The following is a 596-nucleotide window of genomic DNA, read 5'->3' on the forward strand; positions in this document are numbered from 1 at the left end:
GGAGAAGAATCCTTTCATGGATAGAGGAAAGCTTGAAATAGAAGGGCCCACTGGCAAGCGAATTCTCCCTTTTTTCCCTCTTCTTCCAAGATCAGAATGTTTCCCTTGGATGAAAAATGAGGAAAATTCTCTGTCAAAAAGAGGACCTACTTTACAACATGGGAGTCTAAAAAAAGATCAAGTTTAGAATCATTCTAATCCGAGGAAATCATGGCCCACAAAATTGTTATCATTGGATCCGGACCCGCAGGTCACACGGCCGCAATCTATGCCGCAAGAGCAAACCTAAACCCAGTTATGTATGAAGGTTTTATGGCTGGAGGGATTGCGGCCGGCGGACAGCTCACAACCACAACCGAGGTCGAAAACTTTCCCGGATTTCCGGAAGGAATCGATGGAACCAAGTTGACCCAACTCTTCCGCGAACAATCCGTCAAATACGGAACCAAAATTTTTACGCAAACGATCACGAAGGTGGATTTTTCATCCCGCCCTTTCAAACTCTGGTCCGACGACGAACTCATCGAGGCCGAAGCCGTAATCATCGCAACGGGTGCAACCGCTAAAAGAATGCACGTAATCGGAGAAGACACTTA

2 protein-coding genes are annotated in these 596 nt (G+C 46.3%); both read left to right on the top strand.

Features of this window, described 5'->3' with window-relative positions; genetic code table 11:
• Positions 1 to 187 (top strand): hypothetical protein (locus JWG45_RS17765; RefSeq protein WP_205280967.1); only part of this gene is annotated, 187 nt, incomplete at its 5' end.
• 23 nt (positions 188 to 210) lie between these two features.
• The coding region (locus tag JWG45_RS17770) for an FAD-dependent oxidoreductase (RefSeq protein ID WP_205280968.1) at positions 211 to 596 on the top strand (386 nt) is incomplete at its 3' end.

This window comes from Leptospira ainlahdjerensis, from assembly GCF_016919175.1.
GTDB classification, from domain to species: domain Bacteria; phylum Spirochaetota; class Leptospiria; order Leptospirales; family Leptospiraceae; genus Leptospira; species Leptospira ainlahdjerensis.